General features: G+C 69.6%; 13 protein-coding genes and 1 tRNA gene. 13 read left to right on the forward strand and 1 reads right to left on the reverse strand.

Annotation, left to right across the window (positions count from 1 at the left end):
• Window positions 1–19 precede the first annotated feature (19 nt).
• The 7 genes from rpoC (at window position 20) to DELCS14_RS02285 (ending at window position 10,229) form a co-directional block, all read left to right on the forward strand.
• Window positions 20–4,249 carry a DNA-directed RNA polymerase subunit beta' gene (gene rpoC, locus DELCS14_RS02255; protein ID WP_013800273.1) on the forward strand — a complete coding sequence of 1,410 codons (4,230 nt, stop codon included), beginning with the start codon at window positions 20–22 and terminating at the stop codon, window positions 4,247–4,249.
• A 134-nt stretch (window positions 4,250–4,383) separates the two neighbouring features.
• On the forward strand, window positions 4,384–5,013 hold the full coding sequence (locus DELCS14_RS02260; RefSeq protein WP_013800274.1) for a hypothetical protein: 630 nt from the start codon (window positions 4,384–4,386) through the stop codon (window positions 5,011–5,013).
• Complete coding sequence (rsmB, locus tag DELCS14_RS02265) at window positions 5,010–6,407, forward strand: 16S rRNA (cytosine(967)-C(5))-methyltransferase RsmB (RefSeq protein ID WP_013800275.1); 1,398 nt, start codon at window positions 5,010–5,012, stop codon at window positions 6,405–6,407. The genes DELCS14_RS02260 and rsmB overlap by 4 nt, the downstream gene beginning before the upstream one ends.
• Before the next feature lie 64 nt (window positions 6,408–6,471).
• Window positions 6,472–7,035, forward strand: coding sequence for a DUF4390 domain-containing protein (locus tag DELCS14_RS02270; RefSeq protein WP_043795659.1), 564 nt, complete (start codon window positions 6,472–6,474; stop codon window positions 7,033–7,035).
• Window positions 7,032–9,374: an ATP-binding protein gene (locus DELCS14_RS02275; RefSeq protein ID WP_013800277.1), complete on the forward strand. Its 2,343-nt coding sequence runs from the start codon at window positions 7,032–7,034 to the stop codon at window positions 9,372–9,374. Before DELCS14_RS02270 ends, DELCS14_RS02275 begins: the two co-directional genes overlap by 4 nt.
• Window positions 9,375–9,415: 41 nt before the next feature.
• Window positions 9,416–10,087 (forward strand): response regulator, encoded by a 672-nt coding sequence (locus DELCS14_RS02280; RefSeq protein WP_013800278.1) that lies wholly within the window; start codon window positions 9,416–9,418, stop codon window positions 10,085–10,087.
• A gap of 66 nt (window positions 10,088–10,153) precedes the next feature.
• Window positions 10,154–10,229: transfer RNA gene (locus tag DELCS14_RS02285), tRNA-Phe, on the forward strand.
• Window positions 10,230–10,337: 108 nt separating this feature from the next.
• On the opposite strand, the gene DELCS14_RS02290 is transcribed toward DELCS14_RS02285, so the two are convergent.
• Window positions 10,338–10,673 (reverse strand): cupin domain-containing protein, encoded by a 336-nt coding sequence (locus DELCS14_RS02290; RefSeq protein ID WP_013800279.1) that lies wholly within the window; start codon window positions 10,671–10,673, stop codon window positions 10,338–10,340.
• A gap of 121 nt (window positions 10,674–10,794) precedes the next feature.
• Between DELCS14_RS02290 and DELCS14_RS02295 the strand changes: the two genes are divergently transcribed.
• From DELCS14_RS02295 to recD, 6 genes are all read left to right on the forward strand, one after another.
• Entirely contained in the window at window positions 10,795–11,988 is a 1,194-nt protein-coding gene (locus DELCS14_RS02295; RefSeq protein ID WP_013800280.1) for an NnrS family protein, read from the forward strand.
• A 13-nt stretch (window positions 11,989–12,001) separates the two neighbouring features.
• Window positions 12,002–12,460, forward strand: coding sequence for an Rrf2 family transcriptional regulator (locus DELCS14_RS02300; RefSeq protein WP_013800281.1), 459 nt, complete (start codon window positions 12,002–12,004; stop codon window positions 12,458–12,460).
• A complete protein-coding gene (locus DELCS14_RS02305; RefSeq protein ID WP_013800282.1) occupies window positions 12,457–12,909 on the forward strand; it encodes a membrane protein in 453 nt (150 codons plus the stop codon). Before DELCS14_RS02300 ends, DELCS14_RS02305 begins: the two co-directional genes overlap by 4 nt.
• A gap of 70 nt (window positions 12,910–12,979) precedes the next feature.
• Window positions 12,980–16,504 (forward strand): exodeoxyribonuclease V subunit gamma, encoded by a 3,525-nt coding sequence (gene recC, locus DELCS14_RS02310; protein WP_043796557.1) that lies wholly within the window; start codon window positions 12,980–12,982, stop codon window positions 16,502–16,504.
• Window positions 16,501–20,358: an exodeoxyribonuclease V subunit beta gene (gene recB / locus DELCS14_RS02315; protein WP_013800284.1), complete on the forward strand. Its 3,858-nt coding sequence runs from the start codon at window positions 16,501–16,503 to the stop codon at window positions 20,356–20,358. The genes recC and recB overlap by 4 nt, the downstream gene beginning before the upstream one ends.
• Window positions 20,355–22,535 (forward strand): exodeoxyribonuclease V subunit alpha, encoded by a 2,181-nt coding sequence (recD, locus tag DELCS14_RS02320; RefSeq protein ID WP_013800285.1) that lies wholly within the window; start codon window positions 20,355–20,357, stop codon window positions 22,533–22,535. The genes recB and recD overlap by 4 nt, the downstream gene beginning before the upstream one ends.
• Window positions 22,536–22,542 lie beyond the last annotated feature (7 nt).

The raw sequence follows: 22,542 nt of genomic DNA on the forward strand, positions 1-22,542 counted from the left end.
TGAAAAGGGAAAGAGTCTTATGAAATCTCTACTCGACCTGTTCAAGCAATTCACGCCTGATGAGCATTTCGATGCCATCAAGATCGGTCTGGCTTCTCCCGAGAAGATCCGCTCCTGGTCCTTCGGCGAGGTGAAGAAGCCCGAGACCATCAACTACCGCACGTTCAAGCCCGAGCGCGATGGTCTGTTCTGCGCCAAGATCTTTGGCCCCATCAAGGACTACGAGTGCCTGTGCGGCAAGTACAAGCGCCTCAAGCACCGCGGTGTGATCTGCGAGAAGTGCGGCGTCGAAGTGACCCAGACCAAGGTGCGCCGCGAGCGCATGGGCCACATCGACCTGGCTGCGCCCTGCGCCCACATCTGGTTCCTGAAGTCGCTGCCGTCGCGTCTGGGCCTGGTGCTCGATATGACGCTGCGCGACATCGAGCGCGTGCTGTACTTCGAAGCCTACGTGGTGACCGACCCCGGCATGACTCCGCTGAAGAAGTTCAGCATCATGACCGAGGACGATTACGAGGCCAAGCGCACCGAATACGGTGACGAGTTCGAAGCCAAGATGGGCGCCGAAGGCATCAAGGACCTGCTCGAAGGCATCGACATCGATGTCGAGACCGAGCGTCTGCGCGGCGATCTGACCGGCTCCGAAGTCAAGGTCAAGAAGAACGCCAAGCGCCTGAAGCTGCTGGAAGCGTTCAAGAAGTCCGGCATCAAGCCGGGCTGGATGGTCATGGAAGTGCTGCCCGTGCTGCCCCCGGACCTGCGTCCGCTGGTGCCGCTGGACGGCGGCCGCTTCGCGACGTCCGACCTGAACGACCTGTATCGCCGCGTCATCAACCGCAACTCGCGTCTGCGCCGCCTGCTGGAGCTGAAGGCTCCGGAAATCATCGCGCGCAACGAAAAGCGCATGCTGCAGGAAGCGGTGGACTCGCTGCTGGACAACGGCCGCCGTGGCAAGGCCATGACGGGCGCCAACAAGCGTGCCCTGAAGTCGCTGGCCGACATGATCAAGGGCAAGAGCGGTCGTTTCCGCCAGAACTTGCTGGGCAAGCGCGTGGACTATTCGGGCCGTTCCGTGATCACGGTGGGTCCGTACCTCAAGCTGCACCAGTGCGGTCTGCCCAAGCTGATGGCGCTGGAACTGTTCAAGCCCTTCATCTTCGCGCAGCTCGAGCAGCGCGGCATCGCCACCACCATCAAGGCGGCGAAGAAGGAAGTCGAATCCGGCACGCCCGTGGTGTGGGACATCCTCGAAGAGGTCATCAAGGAGCACCCGGTCATGCTGAACCGTGCTCCCACGCTGCACCGACTGGGCATCCAGGCCTTCGAGCCCATCCTGATCGAAGGCAAGGCCATCCAGCTGCACCCGCTCGTCTGCGCGGCCTTCAACGCCGACTTCGACGGTGACCAGATGGCTGTCCACGTTCCGCTGTCGGTGGAAGCACAGATGGAAGCCCGCACGCTGATGCTGGCCTCCAACAACGTGCTGTTCCCCGCATCGGGCGAGCCCTCCATCGTTCCTTCGCAGGACGTGGTGCTGGGTCTGTACCACGCAACGCGCGAGCGCATCAACGGCAAGGGCGAAGGCATGATCTTCGCCGACATCGGTGAAGTGCAGCGCGCGCTGGACTCCGACCAGGTCGAACTGGCCGCCAAGATCAGCGTGCGTCTGACCGAGTGGACCAAGAACAAGGACTCCGGCGAGTTCGAGCCTTCGACCAGCCTGGTGGAAACCACCGTGGGCCGCGCCCTGATGTCCGAGATCCTTCCCAAGGGCCTGCCGTTCAGCCACATGAACAAGGCGCTCAAGAAGAAGGAAATCTCCAAGCTCATCAACGCCTCGTTCCGCAAGTGCGGTCTCAAGGCCACGGTGGTGTTTGCCGACAAGCTGCTGCAAAACGGCTTCCGCCTGTCCACGCACGCCGGTATCTCGATCGCCATCGGCGACATGCTGGTGCCGCCGCAAAAGGCCGAGATCATCGGCCGTGCCGAAGCCGAGGTGAAGGAGATCGAACAGCAGTACGTCTCCGGTCTCGTGACCGCTGGCGAGCGCTACAACAAGGTGGTGGACATCTGGGGCAAGGCCGGCGACGAAGTCTCCAAGGTCATGATGGCCCAGCTTGCCAAGGAAAAGGTCATCGACCGCCATGGCAACGAAGTCGAGCAGGAATCGTTCAACGCCATTTACATGATGGCCGACTCCGGCGCCCGCGGCTCGGCCGCACAGATCCGCCAGCTGGCCGGCATGCGTGGCCTGATGGCCAAGCCTGACGGCTCCATCATCGAGACGCCCATTACGGCGAACTTCCGTGAAGGCCTGAACGTTCTGCAGTACTTCATCTCCACCCACGGCGCCCGAAAGGGTCTGGCCGACACGGCGTTGAAGACGGCCAACTCCGGCTACCTGACGCGTCGTCTGGTGGACGTGACGCAGGATCTGGTGGTCAACGAGGACGATTGCGGCACGACCAATGGCGCACTGATGCGCGCCATCGTCGAAGGCGGTGAAGTGATCGAGTCGCTGCGCGACCGCGTGCTGGGCCGTACCACGGCCGAGGACGTCGTGCATCCCGAGACGCTGGCCGTCCTGCTGCCCGCAGGCACGCTGCTCAACGAAGACGGGATCGATGAACTCGAGTTGCAAGGCGTGGACGAGATCAAGGTCCGCACCGCGCTGAACTGCGAAACCCGCTACGGCCTGTGCGCCAAGTGCTACGGCCGCGACCTGGGCCGCGGCGGCCAGATCAACCTCGGCGAAGCCGTGGGTGTGATCGCCGCCCAGTCCATCGGCGAGCCCGGCACGCAGCTGACCATGCGTACCTTCCACATCGGTGGTGCCGCTTCGCGCGCTGCCATCGCATCGAGCGTGGAAGCCAAGTCCAACGGCGCCATCAGCTTCAACAGCACGATGCGTTACGTCAGCAACACCAAGGGTGAGCTGGTCGTGATTTCGCGTTCGGGCGAAATCGTCATCAGCGACAACGGCCGCGAGCGTGAGCGCCACAAGGTGCCTTACGGTGCCGTGCTGACCGTCAGGCCCGACCAGCAGGTCAAGGCCGGTCTGATCCTGGCCAACTGGGATCCGCTGACCCGACCCATCATTACCGAGTACGCCGGTCAGGTGCGCTTCGAGAATGTGGAAGAGGGCTTGACCGTGGCCAAGCAGGTCGACGAAGTGACCGGCCTGTCCACGCTGGTGGTGATCGATCCCAAGCGCCGTGGCTCTGCCAAGGTCGTGCGTCCTCAGGTCAAGCTGATCGATGCCAACAACCAGGAAGTCAAGATCCCCGGCACCGACCACTCGGTGACGATCGGCTTCCAGGTGGGCGCTCTGATCCAGGTGCGTGACGGCCAGGACGTGGGCCCCGGCGAAGTGCTGGCCCGTATCCCTGTCGAAGGCCAGAAGACCCGCGACATTACCGGCGGTCTGCCCCGCGTGGCCGAGCTGTTCGAAGCCCGTACGCCCAAGGACAAGGGCACGCTGGCCGAGATGACCGGCACCATCTCCTTCGGCAAGGAAACCAAGGGCAAGGTGCGCATGCAGATCACCGATCTGGATGGCAAGGTCTGGGAAGAGCTCGTGCCCAAGGAAAAGAACATCCTGGTGCACGAAGGCCAGGTGGTCAACAAGGGCGAGTCCATCGTCGACGGTCCCGCCGATCCGCAGGACATCCTGCGCCTGCTGGGCATCGAAGAGCTGTCGCGCTACATCGTTGATGAAGTGCAGGACGTCTACCGTCTGCAGGGTGTGAAGATCAATGACAAGCACATCGAGGTGATCGTTCGCCAGATGCTGCGCCGCGTCGTGGTCGAGAACACCGGCGATTCGACCTACATCGCTGGCGAGCAGGTCGAGCGTTCGGAAATCCTCAATACCAACGAGGCCCTGCAGCGCGAAGGCAAGATCCCCGCCACGTACTCCAACGTGCTGCTGGGTATTACCAAGGCTTCGCTGTCGACCGACTCCTTCATCTCCGCCGCGTCGTTCCAGGAAACGACCCGCGTGCTCACCGAGGCTGCCATCATGGGCAAGCGCGACGAGCTGCGTGGCCTGAAGGAAAACGTCATCGTGGGTCGCCTGATCCCCGCCGGTACGGGTCTGGCCTACCACCAGGCACGCAAGGCCAAGGACGCCATGGACGACGCAGAGCGCCGCGCCATCGCCGACGCCGAAGCGGCCGAACTGGCCGGTGTGATGGCTGACGACGACGCTGGCGTGGCTGCCGTCGCCGGTGACGCTTCCGCTGACTGAGACACTCGGGCGAGCGCAAGCGAGCCCTTGAAGTGACGTGACGCTCCCGGCCTGCCCTGCGCAGGCGGGAGCGTTTTTCTTTGGGAATAACCAGAGTTCGGCCGGAACAGCTTCCGGCCGGGCCATTGCAGACGATGTGGTCCTTGTCTCTTGAATGGATGCTGCTGGCGCTGCTGGTGTTCTGGGCCGTTGGCGCATACAACCGGCTGGCTCGGCTGCGCAGCGGCTGCGTGCAGCAGTTCGGAGCGCTCGATGCGCACCTGGGCCAGTGGCATGCCATGCTGCAGGCCTTCGAGGCCCAGCCCAAGGCCGAAGGTCAAAGCCCCGCCCTTGTGCATGCCCAGGCCGCACTGCACCAGACCGCCGCACAGCTGCAGGCGGCCCTGGTCGATGCCCGTGGCCGGCCGCTGCGCGAGACCGCGCTGGCCTCGCTGGAGCACGCCTGTTCGGCGCTGGACGTGGCCTGGCAGGCCATGACCAAGGTCGCCGTTGATACCGGCGCCGGCGCCGCTGGCACTGGCGCTGCGCCACCAGATGCCCCATCGCCGGACCCCGATCCGCTGCAGCCCTGGCAGCAGCGCTGGACCGAGCACCAGGTGCGCAACCGCCTGGGACTGCAGCAATTCAACGCCGCGGCCGAGCGCTACAACGCCGCCATTGCGCAATATCCGGCCAGGCTGCTGGCCTGGCTGCTGGGCTTTCGCCCGGTGCGCAGCCTGCTGGTCGAGCCTGTCGCCAGCAAGGCACAGGAAAGTGGAACATGAACCAACGCACGCATTCTTCCCCGCGCCGCGCTGCGGCGCCCTCGCAGGCGCATGCCGCATCGGCCGCACCTCCTCTTTGGCAGCAGCTCGACGCCGTCGCCCAATGCCTGCAGTCCGTGCTTGAAGGCCAGTCCAGCCGCAGCGTGCTGGCGCGCGTGGCGCAGCCGCTGCGCCCCGGCGTCCAGGCGCTGCTGTTCCAGGTGCTGCGCCAGTTGGGCCGTGCCCAGGCGCTGCAAAAGCAGCTGGCCTCGCGCAACCCGCCGCCGCGCGTCAGCGCATTGCTGAACACGGCCCTGGCCCTGGCCTGGGATGAGTCCCGGGCACCGTACCCGCCATTCACCCTGGTCAACCAGACGGTGGAGGCTGCCAAGCAGGGGCCGACGCGCGCCCAGTCCGGCTTCATCAATGCCTGCCTGCGCCGCTTCCTGCGCGAGCGCGATGCCCTGGTCGCCGCCACCGACGACCAGCCGCAGGCCGTCTGGAACCACCCGGCCTGGTGGATCGCCCGTTTGCGCAAGGACCATCCCGATCATTGGCAAGCCATCCTGCAGGCCAACAATGAACAGCCGCCGATGACGCTGCGCGTCAACCGCCAACAAACGGACCGCCAGTCCTACCAGGCAGCGCTGCAGGCCATGGACGTGCCTTCCCTGGCCGTGGCCGACAGCGGCCTGCAACTGCAGCAGGCCCTGCCGGTGCAATCCCTGCCGGGCTTCGACGAAGGCCTGGCCTCGGTGCAGGATGCGGCCGCGCAACTGGCCGCGCCGCTGCTGCTGCAGGGGCTGGAGCAGCCCGCCGGCCGCGCGCTGCGTGTGCTCGATGCCTGCGCCGCACCGGGCGGCAAGACGGCCCACCTGCTGGAGTACGCAGCCCCGCAGACCCTGGAGGTCACGGCGCTGGAGATAGATGCCGAGCGCGCCGCGCGCATCGCGGACACGCTGGGGCGGCTGCGCCTGCAGGCCCGCGTGGTGGTGGCCGACGCATCCCGGCCCGACCAGTGGTTCGATGCGCAATGCGGCGGCCAGCGGTTCGACGCCATCTTGCTGGACGCGCCCTGCACGGCCTCGGGCATCGTGCGGCGCCAGCCCGACGTGCGCTGGCTGCGCCGCGAAAGCGATGTGCGCCAGCTGGCCGAGATCCAGGCGCGCTTGCTCGACACCCTGTGGCCCCTGCTGCAGCCCGGCGGGCGCCTGCTCTACTGCACCTGCTCGGTCTTCAGGGAAGAGGGCGAGGCACAGGTTCAAGCGTTTGTTACACGCAACAGTGAGGCGCGAACCCTGGCGGCACCGGGGCATTTAATCCCGGGCAAAGCCGACAAAGCCGGCATGCTGGCTGACAATGCTTTGGGTGACCACGACGGTTTCTTCTACGCCTTGCTGCAAAAGACGCGCTGACCCCCCCCATCGGGCCTGGTCGCCAGCCTGGCTGCGCCTGCTGGCGCGGCTGGCCGGGGCGCTTTTGCTGGCCGGCGTGCTGGCGGGCCTGGGCCTGCAGGCCAGGGCCGAAGCCCTGACGGCCGAGATCGGCCCCATGCAGCTCGATCGCTCCGACGACGGCCTGCTGCTGTCGGCCAACCTCCATTTCGAGCTGCCCTACCAGATCGACGATGCGCTGCGCCAGGGCATCCCCATGTACTTCGTGGCCGATGCCCAGATCCAGCGCGAGCGCTGGTACTGGTCCGATCAGCAACTGGCCACCGCCAGCCGCCACTACCGCCTCAGCCACCAGCCGCTGACGCGCCGCTGGCGCCTGCACATCTCCAGCACCCCGTTCTCCAGCAGCGGCCTGGGGCTGGCGCTGGGCCAGACCTTCGAAAGCCTGGACGATGCGCTGGCCTCCATGCAGCGCATCTCGCGCTGGAAGATCATGGACACGGCGCCCACGCAATCGGGCGTATCGGTGCAACTGCGCTTTCGCATCGACCTGTCCCAGCTGCCCAGGCCGCTGCAGATCGGCGCGCTGGGCCGCTCGGGCTGGAACCTGCAGCTGTCGCGCACACAGATGCTGGAAGACGCCCCATGAGCAGGGCCTCGGCCGACGACGAACGCGTGGCCCTGCCGGCCTCGGCCGGCCTGTCGCGCGGCACGCGCTGGGCCGTGGGCGTGGGCGCCGGCCTCATGGGCCTGGTCGGCGTGCTGCTGCTGTTCCTGCTCACCCTGGCCACCAACAACCGCCTGGACTACGAGCGCAACTACAACTGGCTGTTCGCCGCCAACGTGGTCGTGGCCGGCCTGCTGCTGGCCATCCTGGCCTGGGGCGGCATCCGCCTGGCCATCCGGCTGCAGCGCGGGCGCTTCGGCAGCCGCCTGCTGCTCAAGCTGGCCGGCATCTTCACGCTGGTGGGCCTGGTGCCGGGCCTGCTGATCTACATCGTCTCCTACCAGTTCGTCTCGCGTTCCATCGAAAGCTGGTTCGATGTGCAGGTCGAGGGCGCGCTGTCGGCCGGCGTCAGCCTGGCCAGTGCCACGCTGGAGACCGTGGCCAATGACATGGCCAACAACACACGCACCGCAGGCGCCCAGCTGTCCCAGGTCTCCGATGCGGGCGCCGCGCTGATCCTGGAGCGCGTGCGCGACCAGTTGGGTGCCACCGATGTCGTGTTGTGGAGCGCCTCCGAAATCGCCGTCGTGGGTCCGGCGCCGGTGCCGCGCAGTGGCGAGCTGGCTGGCTTGCGCGCGGTGGCCAGCGTGGGCCAGTCGCGCTTCAACCTGCAGCCCGAACGCCCCAGCGCGCAAATGCTGCGCTCGCTTCGCGAGCAGCGCGCCGTGGCCAGCATCGAAGGCCTGGACGACGACGGCATGGCCCAGCCCGGCGCCACCGCGCCCGGCGCCCAGGTCCGCACCCTGGCCCTGGTGCCCAACCCCAGCGTGGGCCTGCTGACCGAGCCGCGCTACCTGCAGGCCACCATTGCACTGCCGCAGGCCCTGGTGACCAATGCCCTGGCAGTGCAGGCGGCCAACCGCGAATACCAGGAACGCGCGCTGGCACGCGGCGGCCTGCAGCGCATGTACATAGGCACGCTCACGCTCAGCCTGTTCCTGGCCGTCTTCGGCGCCGTGGTGCTGGCCATCGTGCTGGGCAACCAGCTGGCCAGGCCGCTGCTGCTGCTGGCCCAGGGCATGCGCGACGTGGCGCGCGGCGACCTGCGGCCCAAGCCGGCGCTGCAGACGCGCGACGAGATCGGCGGGCTCACGCGCTCCTTTGCGCTCATGACCCAGCAACTGGCCGACGCCCGCGCCGAAGCCAACCGCAGCATGGGCCAGCTCGATGCCGCACGCGGCAACCTGCAGACCATCCTCGACAACCTCACCTCGGGCGTCATCGTGCTGGACGCGCGGGGCGCCATCGTGCTGAGCAATCCCGGCGCCACGCGCATATTGCGCGCGCCCATGGCCGTCCATGAAGGCCGGCTGCTGTCCCAGGTGCCGGGGCTGGAGCAGTTCGGCGAAGTCGTGCAGGAGCAGTTCGCGCTCTTCCTGGGCGAGCAGGGGCGCGATCGCTGGCAACTGGTGCATGAGCTGCATGCCTCCACCGATGGCGGCGTCATCCAGCACACCACCACCCTGGTCATGCGCGGTGCGGAACTGCCCGATGCGCAGCGCCTGCTGGTCTTCGACGACATCTCGGAAATCGTCTCGGCCCAGCGTGCCCAGGCCTGGGGCGAGGTGGCGCGCCGCGTGGCCCACGAGATCAAGAATCCGCTCACGCCCATCCAGCTGTCGGCCGAGCGCATGGCCATGCGGCTGACCGACAAGCTGCAGCCGGCTGACCAGGCGCTGCTGGCCAAGTCCGTCAAGACCATCGTCGACCAGGTCGGCGCCATGAAGCGCCTGGTCGATGAATTTCGTGACTACGCGCGCCTTCCCGCCGCCAACCTGCAGTCGCTGGACCTCAACGCGCTGGTCACCGATGTGCTCCAGCTGTATGGGGAAGAGAATGCCGAAGTGCGCGTGGACTGCGTGCTGGACCCGCAATGCCCGCCGATTTCCGGCGATGGCCAGCAGCTGCGCCAGGTCATTCACAATCTTTTGCAGAATGCCCAGGACGCCACGGCCCAGCGCGCGCAGGAAAGCGGCCAGCCCCCCGGCCCCGTGACCATAGAGACGCGCTGGAACGAGTCCGCGCGCCGCGTGCGCCTGAGCATCAGTGACAGCGGCACGGGCTTCGCCACCAACATCCTTCAACGGGCCTTCGAGCCCTACGTCACGACCAAGGTGCGAGGCACCGGCCTGGGCCTGGCCGTGGTCAAGAAAATCGCAGACGAGCATGGCGCCCGCATCGACCTGGGCAACAGGGAAGACGACGGGGTGATTCAAGGTGCGCAAGTGTCGCTATCATTTGCGCCTGAGCGTACAGGATAGGCCTGACGCCCCCCGCGCCTCAGCACATAGGCTTAAGACACATGGCAAACATACTGGTGGTCGACGACGAACTGGGGATCCGGGATTTGTTGTCGGAAATCCTCAACGACGAAGGTCATAGTGTGGACGTGGCCGAGAACGCCGGTCAGGCACGCTCGGCGCGCGCCTCCAACACCTACGACCTCGTGCTTCTCGACATCTGGATGCCCGACACCGATGGCGTATCGCTGCTCAAGGAATGGGCCTCGGCAGGTCTGCTGACCATGCCCGTGATCATGATGAGCGGCCACGCCACCATCGAGACGGCCGTGGAGGCCACGCGCATCGGCGCGCTGTCCTTCCTCGAAAAACCCATCACCATGCAAAAGCTGCTCAAGGCCGTGGAGCAGGGCCTGGCGCGCAACGCCGCCAGCCAGGCACCGGCTGCAGCGCCCGTGGCGGTGATCGAGCCGGACACTGCGGCCGTGGTCACGCCTGCGGCCAGCCGCGTGCCGGTGGACAACAACGTGCCGCATGCACACCAGGGGTTCGACCTGGACCGCCCGCTGCGCGAGGCGCGCGACGGCTTCGAGAAGGCCTACTTCGAATTCCACCTGGCACGCGAAGGCGGCTCCATGACACGCGTGGCCGAGAAGACCGGCCTGGAGCGTACCCACCTGTACCGCAAGCTGCGCCAGCTGGGCGTGGACCTGGGTCGCAACAAGCGCGGATAGACTTTTTGAAGGAATTTTGGCTTTTTCGTTTTTGGGTCAAAAAATCCTGCATATAATCTAGTTCTCGGCCCGGTAGCTCAGTCGGTAGAGCAGAGGATTGAAAATCCTTGTGTCGGCGGTTCGATTCCGTCCCAGGCCACCAAATTCAGTAAAAAATAACGGACTGCTTCGCAAGAAGCGGTCCGTTTTTCTTTGTGCTGCTGAAAAGCCTGCCGTTGTTCAGGACGCCCAGGCCACACGCTTCAGTCACTCAGGCGGGGGGCGGCTGCATTGTCACGGTCACCAGCAGCACGCAGCCCTGTTCGCCCCGGGCGTGCACGTCATGGGGTTCGCCCGCCGGCACCAGCACTACCGTGCCGGCCACCAGCCGCAGGCTGGCCACGCGCGTGGCGATGCCGGCTTCGCCCGCCAGGCAGTGAATGGTGGCCTCGCCGGGCACCTGGTGGCGAGGCAGTGCATGGCCGGGCGGCAGCACCAGCCGAAGCAGCTGCAGCTGGGGCGTTCTGATCAGGCTGGTGCTGATGTGCATGCCGTCGCGGGCGTGCAGGGCGATGACCTCCAGTGGCTTTGCGTGTTCGAGTGCCATGCTTGGCTCCTGCTTGATGTGGGTCAGAAGGTGGTGCCCCAGCGGCCCCGCCCGCGCGCCTGAAGATGTACGCTGAATACATCTTATGCAGGCGCACGGCGGGCCGGAAGGAGTGGACATCATGGCGCAATGGCTGGAACTGGAGGAACCCCTGCGAACCCGGGAGGCTCCGCAATGGAAGGCCTTCCTGGAGCTGGGATTCCGGCCGCTGTACCTGCTCGGCTGCCTCTGGGCTGCACTGTCGGTGGCGTTGTGGGTCTATGCGCCGCAGTGGATCGCGGGGCGCATGCCCGGCGTGTTCTGGCATGCGCACGAGATGCTGTGGGCCTTCGTGGCCACCATTGCCGTGGGCTTTCTGTTCACGGCGGGCAGCAACTGGACAGGGCGCAATCCCCTGCAGGGCCGGGCATTGGGTGCGCTGTGCCTGCTGTGGCTGGTGGCCCGCGCAGGCTTCCTGCTGCCGGGGCCGCAGGCCTTTGCGGTCGCCGCGCTGTGCGAGACGGCCTTCTTCTGCTGGGCCGCGCTGGCGCTGGGTCGTGCCATTCAGGTGGCGCGCAGCCGGCGCAACTACGGGCTGCCCCTGCTGCTGGCGGGCCTGGGCGTGGCCGATGCGCTGTACCTGTGGTCCATCTGGCAAGGCGACTACGGCTCGCTCATGCAGCGCTTCAACGCTGGCCTGCTGTGCATGGCCGTGATTGCGCTGCTGATTGCGCGGCGTGTGATCCCCTTCTTCGCCATGCGCGCCGTGTCCGGCCTGCAGATCCCCATGCACACGGCCAGCGGCCAGTGGCAACTGGGCGCGGGCGTGGTGGCCATCGCCTGCCTGCTGTCGGGCTGGTGGCCGGGCCTGGCCGCCGGCCTGGCCGTGGCCGGCCTGATCGCCCTGTGGCAGGTGCTGGCCTGGAAGCCCCAGGCCGTGCGCCGCGTGCCGCTGCTGTGGATTCTCTACCTGGGCCACGCGGCGCTGGGTGCGGGCCTGCTGGTGGCCGGCGCGCATGCGGCCGGATGGGTGCTGCGCCCCGCCTGGCCCGTGCATGTGATCGGTGCGGGCGGCTTTGCCCTGCTCATCATCGGCATGTGCACACGGACGTCGATGGGCCACCTGGGCCTGCCGCTGCGCACCGACCGCAGCATGGTCGCCGCCTATGCCCTGGTCATTGCCGCTGCCGTGCTGCGCCTGGCGGCCATGCTGCCCACGGCGCTGTCGCTGGCGGCGCTGCATGCCTCGGCCGCTGCCTGGGTATTGGCCTTTGCGCTGTACCTGTGGCGTTTCGCCCCGCTGCTGGTGCGCCCGCGTGCCGACCGGCAGGCATGATCGCAGGCCTGCCATGCGCCTGACCCTGATGACCGACTACGCGCTGCGCCTGCTCATGCATGTGGCGCGCCACCCCGGGCGGCTGTGCACGATTGCCGAGATCGCCCAGGCCCATGCCATCTCCGAAGCCCACCTCATGAAGGTCACGCACCAGTTGGCGCTGCGCGGCTGGATCGTCACCGTGCGCGGCAAGGGCGGCGGCATGCGCCTGGCCCATGCGCCGGCCGACATCGGCCTGGGCGACGTGGTGCGCGGCATGGAGCCGGACCTTGCCATCGTCGAATGCTTCACGGGCACCAGTCCGCCGGCCTGCACGCTTGCGCAGGACTGCCGGCTGGCCGGCGTGCTGGGCGGGGCGCTGGACAGCTTCATGGCCCATCTGGACGGCTTCACGCTGGCCGATCTGCTGCCGGCTCCCGCATCCCTGCCGCTGCCCCTGCCTCTGCCCCTGCCGCAAAGGAGCCGCGCATGAGCTACGGCCTGCTGCTGACCCTGCACCTGCTGGCGGCCATTGCCTTTGCAGGCACGGTGTTCTTCGAAGTCGTGCTGCTGGCCGGGGCGCGCCGCCACCTGCCCGCTGCCGTGGCGCGCGCCACCGAGCAGGCGCTGGGCGACCGCGCGGTCGCCGTCATGCCCTGGGTGCTGATGGTGCTGTACGGCGCGGGGCTGGGGCTGGCCTGGCAGCACCGCGCGGCATTGGCTGCCGCCTTTGCCGCTCCGCTGGCCAGCAGCTTCGGCCTGCTGCTGGCGCTCAAGATCGTGCTGGCGCTCAGCGTGTTCGGGCATTTCCTGGCGGCCATGTGGTGGCGCCGGCGCGGTGTGCTGGGCGGGCGCCGCTCGCACCGCCTGCACCTGAGCGTGTTCTGCCACGTGCTGGCCATCGTGCTGCTGGCCAAGGCCATGTTCTACCTGCACTGGTAAACAGCCTGCAGGCAGGCCCTGCCCGCGTTAAGCTCGCTGCTCGCATGGCTTGGAGCACGGGGGCGCAGAGGTGGCATCGCATTGGCAGCCGGGCTTGATCGCCCTGCACGGGAATCAGACGGAGGTGCTGGCCGACACGGTGCTGGCATGGCTGGCTGCGCACCCTCTGGATGTGCTGGAGCCCGAGGTGGTGCTGGTGCAGAGCAACGGCATGGCCGAGTGGTTCAAGATGCGCATGGCCGAGCAACTGGGCGTGTGCGCCGCCGCGCGCGTGGAACTGCCCGCGCGCTTTGTGTGGCGCAGCTACCGCCAGGTGCTGGGCCGCCAGGCCGTGCCGCGCGAATCGCCGCTGGACAAGACACCCATGACCTGGCGGCTCATGCGCCTGCTGCCGCAGTGCCTTCATGACCCGGCCTTCGCCCCCATTGCAGGCTTTCTGCGCCCCGGCGAGCCCGAGCGGCTGCTGCAGTTGGCCCAGCGCCTGGCCGACCTTTTCGACCAATACCAGATCTACCGCGCCGACTGGCTGGACGCCTGGGAGGCCGGGCATGACGTGCTGCCCATGCCCTTGCGCCCTGGTGTGGCGGACGCCCCGGTGCCCGAAGGCCAGCAGTGGCAGCCGCGCCTGTGGCGCGCCGTGCTGGCCGAGCTGGACGAGGACCAGCGCGGCGCCACGCGCGCGCGCCTGCAGGGCCGGGTGCTGGCCGCGCTGCAGTCCGGCGAGGCGCCGGCCGCGCCGCTGGCGCGCCGCGTGGTGGTGTTCGGCATCAGCCAGTTGCCGCTGAGCCTGCTGGAATTCCTGGCCGCCATTGCCCGCCACAGCCAGGTGCTGCTGGCCGTGCCCAATCCCTGCCGCTTCCATTGGGCCGACGCCATCGACGGGCGCGAGCTGCTGCGCATGGCGCGGCGCCGCCAGCCGCTGCGCGGAGGGCGCGATCTGGCGCAGCTGCCGCTGGAGGCCATGCACGCCCACGCCCATCCGCTGCTGGCCGCCTGGGGCCGGCAAAGCCGCGACTATGTGCGCCAGCTCGACGCCTTCGACACCACGGGTGCTGCCGCGCAGCTGCAGATGCCGCGCGTGGACCTGTTCGACGAAACCGATGCCGAGGACCTGCGCACCGCGCCGCTGCTGGCCCAGGTGCAGCAGCGCATCCGCGACCTGGTGCCGCTGGCCGAGCACCCGCCGCTGGAGGTGGCGCGGGCCGACCGTTCCATCGTCTTTCACAGCGCCCACAGCGTGGTGCGCGAGCTGGAGGTGCTGCACGACCAGCTGCTGCAGATGCTGGCCCGGCCAACGGATCCTGCCCAGCCAGGGCAAGCGCCGCTGGCCCCGCGTGACGTGGTGGTCATGCTGCCGTCCATAGAGACGGCCGCGCCCTCGATACGTGCGGTCTTCGGCCAGTACGGCCGCCATGACCCGCGCCATATTCCCTTCGACATCGCCGACCTGGGTGCGCGCGCCAGCAGCCCGCTGGCCGTGGCCCTGCAATGGCTGCTGCGCCTGCCCCAGCAGCGCTGCCGGCTCAGCGAGCTGTGCGACCTGCTGGACGTGCCCGCGATTGCCGCACGCATGGGGCTGGCGGCCGACGACCTGCCCCAGCTCACGCGCTGGATGGCCGGGGCCGGCATCCGCTGGGGTCTCAATGCGCCGCAGCGCGGCGCCCTGGGCCTGCAGGCCTGTGGCGAGCACAACAGCGCCTGGTTCGGCCTGCAGCGCATGCTGCTGGGCTATGCCGGCGGCGTGGCGCAGGACGGCCAAGCCTTTGGCGGCATCGAGCCCTATGACGAAGTGGGCGGCCTGTCGGCCGAGCTGGCCGGCGTGCTGGCTGCGCTGCTGGAGCGCATGCTGGCCTGGTGGCGCGAGGCCGGGCGGCCCGCCACGCCCGAGGTCTGGGCGCAGCGCTTTCGCGCACTGCTGCAGGACTTCTTCAAGGCGCAGGACGATGAGGACGAAGCCATGCTGGCCGCGCTGGACGCCGCCCTCACGGACTGGCAGCGCGCCTGCGAGCAGGCCGGCTACGCGGACGCCGTGGAACTGGGCGTGGCCCAGGAGGCCTGGATGCAGGCGCTGGAGCAGCCCTCGCTGTCGCAGCGCTTTCGCGCCGGTGGCGTGACCTTTTGCACGCTGATGCCCATGCGGGCCATTCCCTTCGAGGTGGTCTGCCTGCTGGGCATGAACGATGGCGACTATCCGCGCCGCGCCATGCGCAGCGACTTCGACCTGATGGCGCTGCCCGGCCAGCAGCGCCCCGGCGACCGCGCGCGCCGCGACGATGACCGCCAGCTCATGCTCGAAGCCCTGCTGTCCGCACGCCGCGCGCTCTACATCAGCTGGACCGGCCACCATGTGCGCGACAACAGCGAGCAGCCGCCCTCGGTCCTGGTCTCCCAGCTGCGCGACTACCTGGAGACGGGCTGGCGCGGCGAAGGCGGCCAGCCGCTGCTGGCGCAGCGCACGCAGCAGCATCCGCTGCAGCCCTTCAGCCGCCGCTATTTCGAAGAAGGCTCGCCCTGGACCACCTATGCGCGCGAATGGCGGGCCGCGCATGCGCAGTCTGACGGCACGGACGCGTTGCCTGCGCTGCCCGCGCAGCCACGCCCGCCCTTTGTCCCCGACGCCTCGGCGCCGCTGACGCTGGCCCGGCTCACCGATTTCCTGCGCCACCCGGCGCGCGCGTACCTGCGCCAGCGCCTGCAGGTGCGCTTCGAGCAGGAGGACAACCCCGTGGTGGACGAGGAACTGTTCCAGCTCGACGGCCTGACCGAATACCTGCTGGTGCAGCAGTTGCAGCAGCAGGTGGCGGCCGGCCTGGACGAGCCCGGGCAGGCGCCCCAGGCCATGGAAGACAGCGTGCGTGCGGCCGTGGCGCGCCTCACGCGCTCGGGGCGGCTGCCGCTGGCGGGGCTGGGCGAGCGCGGCGCGCGGGCGCTGCAGTCCTCGGTCACGCCTTCGCTGCGGGCCTGGCGCCAGCAACTGGATCGGTATGCCCATCCCGCGCCGCGCAGGCGGCTGCTGATCGAGGACGATGGCCTGGTGTTTGACGACTGGATCGACGGGCTGCGCCAGTCCTGCGAAACCGAAGAGTCCCCCGATGCGGACGACGCACAGTGCTGGCTGCTGCTGGACCCGCGCAACCTGCTCAATGCCAAGGGCAGGCCCCATGCCGACAAGCTCATGCCGGTCTACCTGCGCAGCCTGGCGCTGGCCGCCAGCGGCTCGCAGGCCGAGTTGCGCGTGGTGGCGCGCGACGGCCTGGTGCAGGTCCTGCCCATGGACCCCTCCGACGCGCTGGCACGGCTGCGTGAATTGATGGCCCTGTGGCGCGAAGGTCAGAACGGCCCGCTGCCCCTGCCGCTGCGCAGCGGCCTGGCCATGGCCGAAGGCCTTCCCGCTGCGGCACAGCAGGCCTATGAGGGTGGTCATCTGGTCGGCGGCGAAGGCGAGGACCCGTCCTGGGCCCGCTGCTACCCGGACTTCGAACGGCTGAGCGCCGATGGCCGTTTCGAGGCCCTGGCCCATGCCGCCCACGCGCCGCTGCTCGACTGGGTGGCCGCGCAGGTGCAGGTCCTGCCGTACCAGGGGGATGCGCAATGAGCGCGAGCGAAATGATCGGCGCCGCGACCGGCGATGTGGACGGCGACGTGCCCGGCCATGTGCTCGACGCGCAGCGCTTCCCGCTGTGGGGCAGCCGCCTGATCGAGGCCAGCGCCGGCACCGGCAAGACCTGGACCATCGCCGCGCTCTACCTGCGCCTGGTGCTGGGGCATGGCGAGGGCAGCCTGGACGGCATCAGCAGCACGGCCTTCGAGCGCCCGCTGATGCCGCCCGACATCCTCGTCATGACCTTCACGCGCGCGGCCACGCGCGAGCTGTCCGACCGCATACGCAAGCGCCTGATCGAGGCCGTGCAGTGCTTTCGCGGCGAGGCCGAGCCCGCGCCCCACGACGCCTTCCTGCACGCGCTGCGCGAGGCCTACCCCGAAGGCGCGGCCCGTGAACGCGCGGCCTGGCGCCTGGCCATGGCGGCCGAATGCATGGACGACGCGGCCATCCACACCATCGACGCCTGGTGCCAGCGCATGCTGCGCGAGCATGCCTTCGACAGCGGCAACCTCTTTGACGAAACGCTGGAGCCCGACGAAAGCCAGCGCCAGACCGAGGCCGCGCAGGACTACTGGCGCCAGCAGTGCTACCCGCTGTCCGACGAGCTGCTGGACGAGGTCCTGAAGATCTGGCCCCACGTCGGCGCCCTGGTCGATGACATGCGCGCCCTGCTGCGCGAGCCCCCCGTGCCCGGCGCGGGCGAGGGCAGCCTGGCCGACTGCCTGCAGCGCGCCATGGAGCAGCGCCGCAGCCGCCTGCTGGCCCTGGCGGCCGGCTGGGACGACAAGGCACAGCGCCTGCAGCTGTGGCTGGATGGACAACTCGACGGCCATGGCGCGCTGTGGGACAAGCGCAAGCTGCAGCCCGCGCGCTACACCGGCTGGCTGGCCGCGCTGGCCGACTGGTCGCGCGCGCCGCTGGACGGCCCGCTGGCGCTGACCGAGGCCGCGCGCCACCGCCTCAGCCCCGAGGGCCTGGCCGAGGCCTTCAAGGGATCGGCCAGCGATGTGCTCATGCCGCTGGAGCTGGCCGAGCTGCAGGCGCTGCTGTTGCAGCTGGAGCAACTGCCGCCCGTCAGCGTGGCCGTGCGCCTGCATGCGGCCGCGCGCGTGGCGCAGCGGCTGGCCCACCTCAAGCGCCAGGCTGGCAGCTTCGGCTTTGCCGACATGCTGCAGCGCCTGGATACGGCCCTGGCCGGCGACAACGGCGCCGTGCTGCGCGAGCGCATCCTGGCCCAGTACCCGGTGGCGTTGATCGATGAATTCCAGGACACCTCGCCGCTGCAGTACCGCCTGTTCGACCAGATCTACCGCACGGCGGCCAACGATCCGCATAGCGCCCTGCTGCTGATCGGCGACCCCAAGCAGTCCATCTACGGCTTTCGCGGCGCCGACATCCACAGCTACCTGCAGGCGCGCCGCGCCACCGAGGGCCGCCACTACGTGCTGGGCACCAACTACCGCTCTACCCAGGCGCTGGTGGGCGCCGTCAACCATTGGTTCGCGCAGGCCGAGCAGCGGCCGGGCGAGGGCGCCTTCATGTTTCGGCGCGGCAGCCACAACCCGCTGCCGTTCGAGCCCGTGGCCGCCCAGGGCCGGCGCGAGCTGCTGCACACGCGCGACGGCGCCATGCCCGCCCTCACCGTGGCCTGGAGTGCGGGCCGCGACGAGGACACCGGCATCCCCCTGCCTTTGTCGGCCGACGAGGTGCGGCGGCGCTTTGCGGCCCATTGCGCCGAGCAGATCGTGCAGTGGCTGGCCGACCCGCAGGCCGGCTTTGTGCAGCCCGATGGCCGCCTTGTGCGCCTGCGGCCCGCCGACATCGCCGTGCTGGTGCGCACGGGCAGAGAGGCGGCCGCCGTGCGCCGAGAGCTGCAGGCGCGCGCCGTGGCCTCGGTCTACCTTTCGGACCAGGATTCGGTGTTCGCCAGCGACGAGGCCCATGACCTGCTGTACTGGCTGCGCGCCGTCGCCGCGCCGCTGGATGCCCAGGCCGTGCGCGCGGGCCTGGCCACGCGGCTCATCGGCCTGTCGCTGGACGAGCTGGCCTGGCTGGCCGCCGACGAGGAAGCCTTTGACGTGCGCAGCGAGCAGCTGCGTGAACTGCACAGCATCTGGCTGCGCCTGGGCGTGCTGGCCATGCTGCGCCAGACCCTGTACCGGCTGGACCTGCCCGTGCGCTGGCTGCAGGACCCGGCCATGGGCGGCGAGCGGCGCCTGACCAACTACCTGCACCTGGCCGAGCTGCTGCAGACCGCCAGCGCCCAGCTGGAGGGCGAGCAGGCCCTGATCCGCTGGCTGGCCACCCAGATCGAGACGCCGGGCAGCGGCAGCGAGGAGCAGGTGGTGCGCCTGGAAAGCGATGCCGACTTGGTCAAGCTCGTCACCGTGCACAAGAGCAAGGGCCTGGAGTACCCGCTGGTCTGCCTGCCGTTTGCGGGCAGCTTCCGCCCCATGGAACGGGCCAGAACGCCGTTCCTGACCCTGTCCGCGCAGGACGAGTCGCAAGACGACGCGGCTCCGGCCCGCCGATTGCTGCTGGACTTCAGCGACGAGGAGCTTGCACAGGCCGACCGCGAGCGGCTGCGCGAGGACCTGCGCCTGTTCTACGTGGCGCTCACCCGCCCGCGCCATGCGCTGTGGCTGGGCCTGGCCCCGCTCAAGCGCGGCAACGGCAAGTCCTGCGTGAACGAGCAGGGCGCAGCCGGCTACCTGCTGGGCGGCACCGAGCCGCGCTCGGCCCAGGGCTGGCGCGACGGCCTGCAGCAGCTGTGCGGCGAAGACCCGCACATGGCCTGGCGCGACCTGGATGCCGGGCCACTGCAGCGCACGCGCTGGCAGCCCCCGGCGGGCGCCACGCCGCTGCACGATGCCCCGGCCTACGACGCGCGCTTCGACACCCGCTGGGGCATCGGCAGCTTCTCGGCCCTGGTGCGTGCCATGGCCGCCCCCAGCCTGCCCGTGCTGCCCGTGGCCGTGCAGCGCCCGGCCGAGGATGAGCAGGCGCTGGAGCCGCCGCCATCGCCGGAACTGGCGGACATTGCCGGCCTGGCAGGCTTGGCGGGCCTGCAGCCCCTGCAGGATGGACCGGCCGGCGGGCCTGCGGTCTGGCACCGCTTTCTGCGCGGCCCCGTGGTCGGCAACTTCGTGCACGACCAGCTGGAATGGCTGGGCGGCGAAGACTTTGCCCTGCCCGTGGACGGCCAGGGTGCGCTCGCTGATCGCCTGGTGCGCCGCTGCGAGCGCGCGGGCCGGGGCGAGCAGGCGCGCGACCTGCTGGCCTGGCTCACGGCCGTGGTCCACCAGCCGCTGGCGCCGCTCGATGTCACGCTGGCCACGCTGGGCCCGCAACTGTCCGAGATGGAGTTCTGGCTGCCCGCGCGCCAGCTGCCGGCCGAGCGCATCGACCAGCTGTGCCGGCGCTTCATCCTGCCGGGGCAGGACCGGCCCGCGCTGCCCCAGCGCTCGCTGCACGGCATGCTCATGGGCTTTGCCGACCTGGTGTTCTGCCACGAGGGCCGCTACTGGGTGCTTGACTACAAGAGCAACCACCTGGGCCCGGACGGCGCCGCCTACGGCCAGGAGGCCCTGGCCCGCGCCATGCTCCACCACCGCTACGACGTGCAGGCCGCGCTCTATCTGCTGGCCCTGCACCGGCTGCTGCGCAGCCGCCTGGGCACGGCCTACGAGCCGCAGCGCCAGCTGGGCGGCGCGCTGTACTACTTTCTGCGCGGCATCGATGGCCCGGCCGGTGGCATGCATGCCATGGCGCCCGAGCTGCCCCTGCTCGATGCGCTCGATGAACTGCTCGGCCCCGGCCGCGCCGATATGCAGGAGCCGCCATGAGCCCGCGCCCCCGTTCGCGGACCGTCGATACGGCCACGCTGGACCTGTTCGACGAACGGCCGGGCGGCGAACCGCCGGGCGACGACTCGCCGGGCGGCAAACCGCCGGGCGCCGTGCCGCCAGACACCAATGAACTGCTGGCCCTGCTGCGCCGCTGGGCCGATGCCGGCCTGCTGCGGCGCCTGGATGCGGCGCTGGCTTCCTTCGTCGCCGGGCAGGATGCGCAGGCCGGGCCCGCCTTGCTGGTGGCCGCCGCGCTGCTGGCGCAGATGGAGGGGCGCGGTCACAGCTGCCTGCCCCTGGCACCGCTGGCCGGCCACCCCAACGACGTGCTGGCCTGGCCCGCCGAGGCGCTGCCCGCGCAGCAGGCCCTGTGGCAGATGCTGCCCGCGCGCCTGTCCGGCTGGGTGGCGGCGCTGGGTGCCAGCCCCGTGGTGCGTGTGATCGGCGACGCGGGCCAGGATGGCGGCGAGGACCTTGGCCAGCCCCTGGTGCTGGCCGGTGCCGACGGCCCCGCGCCTCTGCTGTACCTGCGCCGCTACTGGGACTACGAGCGCGCCGTGGCCACCCATGTCATCCAGCGCACGGCGGCGCAGGCCGTGGCCGGCCAGCCGCTGGACGAAGCCCTGGCCCGCCACTGGCTGGACCGCCTGTTCCCCCCTGCGGCGGAAGGCGGCCCCGTGGACTGGCAGAAGCTGGCCTGCGCGCTGGCGCTGCGCGGCCGGCTGTCGGTGATCACGGGCGGCCCCGGCACCGGCAAGACCTATACCGCGGCGCGGCTGCTGGCCCTGCTGTTTGCCACGGCGCCCGACGCCGGCCAACTGCGCGTGGCCCTGGCCGCGCCCACGGGCAAGGCGGCTGCGCGCCTGAAGCAATCGATTGACGGGGCCTTGCTGCAATTGCAGGGCAGCATGGGCGGCGAGATCGACCTGGCGGGCCTGGTGCAGCGCATGGGCGCGGCGCGCACCCTGCACTCCATGCTGGGCGCGCGGCCCGATACGCGGCACTGGGGATTCCATGCGGGCCGGCAGCTGGACGTGGACGTGCTCATCGTCGATGAGGCCTCCATGGTCCACCTGGAGATGATGGCGGCGCTGCTGGAGGCACTGCCGGCCGGCGCCCGCCTGGTGCTGCTGGGCGACAAGGACCAGCTGGCATCGGTGGAGGCGGGCGCCGTGCTGGGCGACCTGTGCCGCGATGCCCAGGCCGGACGCTACCTGCCGGACACGCTGGACTACGCGCTGCACGTGGCCGGCCAGGCGGTGCCGCCGCAGTTCGCGGCGCCGGCAGGCGACCGGCCTCCGGCTCTTGCGCAGCACACCGTCATGCTGCGCGAAAGCCGGCGCTTCGGTGGCCCCATCGGCCAGTTGGCGCGCGCCGTGAATGCCGGCCATGCCGCGCAGGCCCAGGCCCTGCTCGATGCCGGCACGCAAGGCGGTACGCACTCCGAACTCTGGGAGCGCCAGGGCGGCGGCGTGCAGGCCGTGACCGAACTGGCCGTGCGCGGGCGTGGCGGCCTGGCCAGCTATGCGCTGTATGCCGGGGCGCTGCAAAACAGGCCGGCTGCGGACGGCGACTACGAGGCCGCGCACCGGGCCTGGGTGGTCGATGTGCTGCAGGCCTTCGAGCGCTTCCGGCTGCTGTGCGCCGTGCGCGAGGGGGACTGGGGCGTGTCCGGCCTCAACCGGGCGGTGGAGCAGGCCCTGGAAGCGCAGGGCGCGATCCGCCGCAGCGGCGAATGGTATGCGGGCCGGCCCGTCATGGTCACGCGCAACGATGCGCAGCTGGGCGTGTTCAACGGTGACATCGGCATTGCGCTGCCGGGTGGGTCGCAGGGCGGGTCACAGGGGGCCCCGCAGGGTGGGCCCGTGCAGCCGCTGCGCGTGTACTTCCTGCAGGGTGACGAGCTGCGCTCGGTCGGTGTCAGCCGCCTGGCCCATGTGGAGACCGCCTTCGCCATGACGGTGCACAAAAGCCAGGGCTCGGAGTTCGAGCACACGGCCCTGGTGCTGCCCTCGCGCGGCGGCAGCGTGCTGGGGCGCGAGCTGGTCTACACCGGCATCACGCGCGCCCGCCAGGCCTTCTCGCTGTTCTCCGAGGTGCCGGGCCTGCTGGCCTCGGCCGTTGGCAGCCCCACGCAGCGCGCCAGCGGGCTGCTGCGCTGGCTGCAGGACTGAGGCGGGC

It is taken from the genome of Delftia sp. Cs1-4, assembly GCF_000214395.1.
GTDB lineage: Bacteria > Pseudomonadota > Gammaproteobacteria > Burkholderiales > Burkholderiaceae_C > Comamonas > Comamonas acidovorans.